This is a genomic window from Nonomuraea sp. SBT364, from assembly GCF_001083785.1.
GTDB lineage: Bacteria > Actinomycetota > Actinomycetes > Streptosporangiales > Streptosporangiaceae > Nonomuraea.
This window is the reverse complement of record NZ_LAVL01000297.1, coordinates 1-4979: the sequence shown is the minus strand read 5'-3', so window position 1 is coordinate 4979 and position 4979 is coordinate 1. Positions and strand designations below refer to the sequence as shown.

The 4979-nt window shown below is 70.3% G+C and carries 3 protein-coding genes and 1 pseudogene; 2 read left to right on the top strand and 2 right to left on the bottom strand.

Features of this window, described 5'->3' with window-relative positions; genetic code table 11:
- Window positions 1-241 (bottom strand): annotated as a pseudogene (locus ADY59_RS46510) (phosphatidylinositol phosphate synthase); the annotation flags it as partial.
- Window positions 242-408: 167 nt separating this feature from the next.
- On the opposite strand from ADY59_RS46510, the gene ADY59_RS46505 reads away from it, so the two are divergent.
- Both ADY59_RS46505 and ADY59_RS46500 read left to right on the top strand, forming a co-directional pair.
- Entirely contained in the window at window positions 409-2547 is a 2139-nt protein-coding gene (locus tag ADY59_RS46505) for an elongation factor G-like protein EF-G2 (RefSeq protein WP_197094192.1), read from the top strand.
- Between the two features lie 192 nt (window positions 2548-2739).
- The gene (locus tag ADY59_RS46500; RefSeq protein ID WP_049577536.1) at window positions 2740-4305 is read left to right on the top strand and encodes a glycoside hydrolase family 10 protein; all 1566 of its coding nucleotides are present in this window, start codon (window positions 2740-2742) and stop codon (window positions 4303-4305) included.
- Here ADY59_RS46500 and ADY59_RS46495 read toward each other — a convergent pair.
- A complete protein-coding gene (locus tag ADY59_RS46495) occupies window positions 4302-4832 on the bottom strand; it encodes an HIT family protein (protein ID WP_231619229.1) in 531 nt (176 codons plus the stop codon). The two genes, ADY59_RS46500 and ADY59_RS46495, sit on opposite strands and share 4 nt — an antisense overlap.
- Window positions 4833-4979: the final 147 nt, after the last annotated feature.

Here is a 4979-nt window from a genome sequence, read left to right as displayed (position 1 = left end):
GTGCTCCCCCTCCCCCGCCCCCCCCCGCCACCACGCCGTCGAGCAGGTCGAACAGCACGAACACGGTGATCACCAGGGCGCCCGCGGTGAGCAGGCCCAAGGGGAAGAACAGCAGGGCGGACACGACAGTGCCGAGGGTGCCGATCGCCGTGACGGCGTCCGGGCCGATCCCGCGGCGGACCAGGGCCCTGCCCAGCGGGGTGAGTATCCGGGTCATGGCCGGGCGCAGGAGTTTCAGCATCGCGCTGTCGATCGTAGGCCATCCGGCGGGCCACGACTTTCTTTGCCCTGCCCCCCTTGTGATATTCGCCACAGCGGTATTTGGTGAACACACCGCGTCCATGCGGTTGCCAGAACCCCTCCGCGCGGGCGCGGCGTTGGCACGCACATGACGACGCGGGAGGCGATGTGGCGGACAAGAACGCGAACGCGGCCATGGGAGCCGCGGGCAGGGCACCAGCGGCCGACAAGGCGGATGCGATACGCAATGTCGTCCTGGTCGGCCACTCGGGATCGGGCAAGACGACCCTCGTCGAGCAGCTCCTGGCCGCCACCGGCACCGTCCAGCGGGCCGGCCGCGTGGAAGACGGCAACACCGTCAGCGACTTCGACGAGGTCGAGGTCCGCCAGCAGCGCTCGGTCAACCTGTCCCTGGCCCCGCTGACGCACAACGGCATCAAGATCAACCTGCTCGACACCCCCGGTTACGCCGACTTCGTCGGCGACCTGCGCGCCGGCCTGCGGGCCGCCGACGCCGCCCTGTTCGTCGTGTCGGCCTGCGACGGCATCGACGGGCTCACCCAGATGCTGTGGGACGAGTGCTCCCGCGTCGGCATGCCCAGAGCCGTCGTGATCACCAAGATCGACCACCAGCGCGCCGACTTCGACGAGGTGCTCGCCACCTGCCAGGACGTCTTCGGCGACGGCGTCGCCCCCCTCTACCTGCCGGTGATCACCAACGGGCACGTCAACGGCCTGATCGGCCTGCTCACGCAGAAGTTCTACAACTACGCCACCGGCTCCCGCACCGAGAACGCCCCCGGGCCCGAGTACGAGACGCGCATCGAGGAGTACCGCGGCCCGCTGATCGAGGGGATCATCCAGGAGAGCGAGGACGAGTCGCTCATGGAGCGCTACCTGGAAGGCGACCCGATCGACACCGGCGTCCTCATCGACGACCTGGAGAAGGCCGTCGCCCGCGGCAGCTTCTACCCCGTGCTCTGCAGCGGCCTCGGCGTCGGCGCCCAGGAAGTGCTGGAGCTCATCACCCAGGGCTTCCCCTCACCGCTCGAACACCCGATGCCCGAGATCACCACGCTCGACGGCAAGCCCGTCAAGGGCATCGCCTGCGACCCCGACGGCCCCCTGGTCGCCGAGGTCGTCAAGACCACCAGCGACCCGTACGTGGGCCGCATCAGCCTGGTGCGCGTCTTCTCCGGCACCCTGCGGCCCGACATGACCGTGCACGTCTCCGGGCACGGCCTGGCCGAGCGCGGCCACGAGGACCACGACGTCGACGAGCGCATCGGCACCCTCACCTGTCCCCTCGGCAAGCAGCAGCGCGGCGCCGCCAAGGGCATGGCGGGCGACATCGTGGCCGTGGCCAAGCTGTCACGCGCCGAGACCGGCGACACCCTGTCGGAGGTCGAGCGGCCGCTGCTCATGACGTCCTGGGCGATGCCCGAGCCGCTGCTGCCGGTCGCCATCCGCGCCAAGTCCAAGGCCGACGAGGACAAACTGGCGCAGGCCCTGGGCCGCCTGGTGGCCGAGGACCCGACGCTGCGCCTGGAGAACAACGCCGAGACCCGCCAGCTCGTCCTGTGGTGCATGGGCGAGGCGCACACCGACGTGCTGCTCGACCGCCTGGCCAGACGGCACGGCGTCGAGGTCGAGCGGATCGAGCTGCGGGTGCCGCTGCGCGAGACGTTCGGCGGCCGGTGCCAGGCGATGGGGCGCAACGTCAAGCAGACCGGCGGCCACGGCCAGTACGCCATCTGCCATCTGGAGGTCGAGCCGCTGCCGTCCGGTGGCGGGTTCGAGTTCGTCGACAAGATCGTCGGTGGCGTGGTGCCGCGCCAGTTCATCCCGTCGGTCGAGAAGGGCGTACGGGCCCAGATGGAGCGCGGCGTCGTGGCCGGCTACCCGATGGTGGACGTGCGCGTCACCCTGTACGACGGCAAGGCGCACTCGGTCGACTCCTCCGACATGGCCTTCCAGATCGCCGGCCAGCTCGCGCTCAAGGAGGCCGCGGCCAAGGTGCCGACGCTGCTGCTGGAGCCGGTCGACGAGCTGTCGGTGCTGGTCGCCGACGACTACGTGGGCCCGGTGATGTCCGACCTGTCGTCGCGGCGCGGCCGGGTGCTGGGCACCGAGCCCGTCGGCACCGGGCGCACCCTGGTCAAGGCCGAGGTGCCCGAGCTGGAGATCACCCGCTACGCGATCGACCTGCGGTCCATGTCGCACGGCACCGGCACCTTCCAGCGCACGTTCCTGCGCTACGAGCCGCTGCCGCCGCACCTGGCCGGCAAGGTGACAGAGACCGACTGACACAGACCGGCTGACGCAGACCGACTGACGCAGACCGGCTGACGGCGGCTCAGCCGGGACGGAGCCGGGAGGGCGTGACCACCCCTCCCGGCCCACCGGCCACGCCGGTCCCACCGGTCACAGAAGTGTCACGAGTCGATTTCGATTTTCCGGTCAGAGCACGTCAGCAGTGATGCCACACTGGTGGGCACTATGCGAACCGGACGCCCCCTCCTAGCCGCAGCCGCCCTCGCAGTCGTCGCCACCGGAGCCGCCTACACCTTCGGGCCGGGCGCCGAGGCAGACCAGGGCAAGGCCAAGGCCCAGAAGAAGTCGGCCGACACCGTGGTGACGGCCGCGTGCACACCTGACGCCCGCTACCCCAAGCGCCAGCTGCGCGGCGTGTGGATCGCCACCGTGCAGAACATCGACTGGCCCTCACGCAAGGGCCTGTCCGCCGAGCGGCAGAAGGCCGAGTACGTCAAGCTGCTCGACGCCGCCGCCAAGCGCCGCCTCAACGCGGTCTTCGTGCAGGTGCGGCCCGCCTCCGACGCGCTCTACAAGTCGTCGATCGAGCCGTGGTCGCAGTTCCTGACCGGCACCGTGGGCAAGGACCCGGGCTGGGACCCGCTGCCGTGGCTCATCGCGGAGTCGCACAAGCGGGGCATGGAGTTCCACGCCTGGTTCAACCCGTACCGGGCCTCCTACGACGCCGACGTGTCCAAGCTGCCGGCGAGCCACCCCGCCAAGCGCCACCCCGGCTGGACCGTCAAGTACGGCGACCGCCTCTACTACAACCCCGGCCTGCCGCAGGTCCGCGAGCACGTGACGAAGGTCGTCACCGACGTGGTCAAGCGCTACGACGTCGACGGGGTGCACTTCGACGACTACTTCTACCCGTATCCGGGTGAGGGCGGCACGTTCGACGACGCCGCCGCCTTTACAAAGTACGGCAAGGGCAAGAAGCTCCCCGACTGGCGGCGGCAGAACGTCAACAAGCTGATCGCGCAGGTCGACGAGGCCGTGCACGCGACCAAGGAGCACGTCAAGTTCGGCGTCAGCCCGTTCGGCATCTGGCGCAACAAGTCCCAGGATCCGAGCGGCTCCGCCACCGGCGGCATGTCCGCCTACGACTCGATCTTCGCCGACGCCCGCGCCTGGATCGAGGCCGGCACCGTCGACTACGTGATGCCGCAGCTCTACTGGTCGCGCGGGCACAAGACGGCCGGCTACAAGGCGCTGGCGCCGTGGTGGGCCGACGCCGTCGAGGGCACCGGCGTGCACCTCTACATCGGCCAGGCCCTCTACCGGGTCGGCGCCAAGGACGAGGCGCCGTGGACCAAGCCCGGCGAGCTGTCGGCGCACCTGACGCTCAACCGCAAGCACGAGCCGATCAGGGGCGACGTCTACTTCAGCGCCAAGCAGTTGCTCACCAACCCGCTGGGCGCCATCGACCAGGTCGCCAAGACCCACTACCGCCGCCCGGCGCTGCTGCCGCTCATGAAGGAGCGCGGCGGCCGGGCGCCCGCCAAGCCTGCCGGGGTCAAGGCCGCCGGCACCGCCGTCACCTGGACGGCCTCGCCGGGCGCGCGCTCGTACGCCGTCTACCGGGTGCCGGAGCCGGGCGGCGACTGCCACACGACCGACGCCCGCAACCTGGTCGCGGTCGTCAACGGGCCGTCGTTCACCGCCCCGTCCGCCGGCACCTACCTGGTGACCTCGCTCGACCGCCTGCACAACGAGAGCAAGGCGGTCAAGGTCAAGGTCGACCCCGTCTAGACCCAGGCGTCGGCGAGCAGCTGGCGGGTGTCGCGCAGGAGCTGCGGCAGCACCTTGGTCTGGGCCACGACCGGCATGAAATTGGTGTCGCCGCCCCACCGGGGCACCACGTGCTGGTGCAGGTGGGCGGCGATGCCGGCGCCCGCCACGTGGCCCAGGTTCATGCCGACGTTGAAGCCCTGCGCGCCGCTGGCCGCGCGCAGGGCGCGCAGCGACCGCTGGGTGAACTCGCCGAGCTCGGTCAGCTCGGCGGCGCCGAGATCGGCGTAGTCGGAGACGTGACGGTACGGCACGACCATCAGATGGCCGGAGTTGTACGGGTAAAGGTTGAGAACGGCGTAGACCGTCTCGCCCCGGGCGACGACCAGGCCCTCCTCGTCGCTCATCTTGGGGATCGCGTCGAAGGGGCAGCCGTCGCCCGGCCCCTCCCCCGTGGGCTTGTTCTCGCCCTTGATGTAGGCCATGCGATGCGGGGTCCACAGACGCTGGAAGTTGTCGGGCGCCCCGGCCCCTGCCTGATCGTGCATACGTAGCAGCATAGGGCCACGACTTGGCGGACAAACGGGGCGTGCATCCGGCACAATCCAGACACGCCGCCAAGGAGGCCAGCCATGAGCGAAGCCGTCGCCGAGCACACCGACTCCCCCGCCCTCCCGGAAGCCGCCGATCCCGTC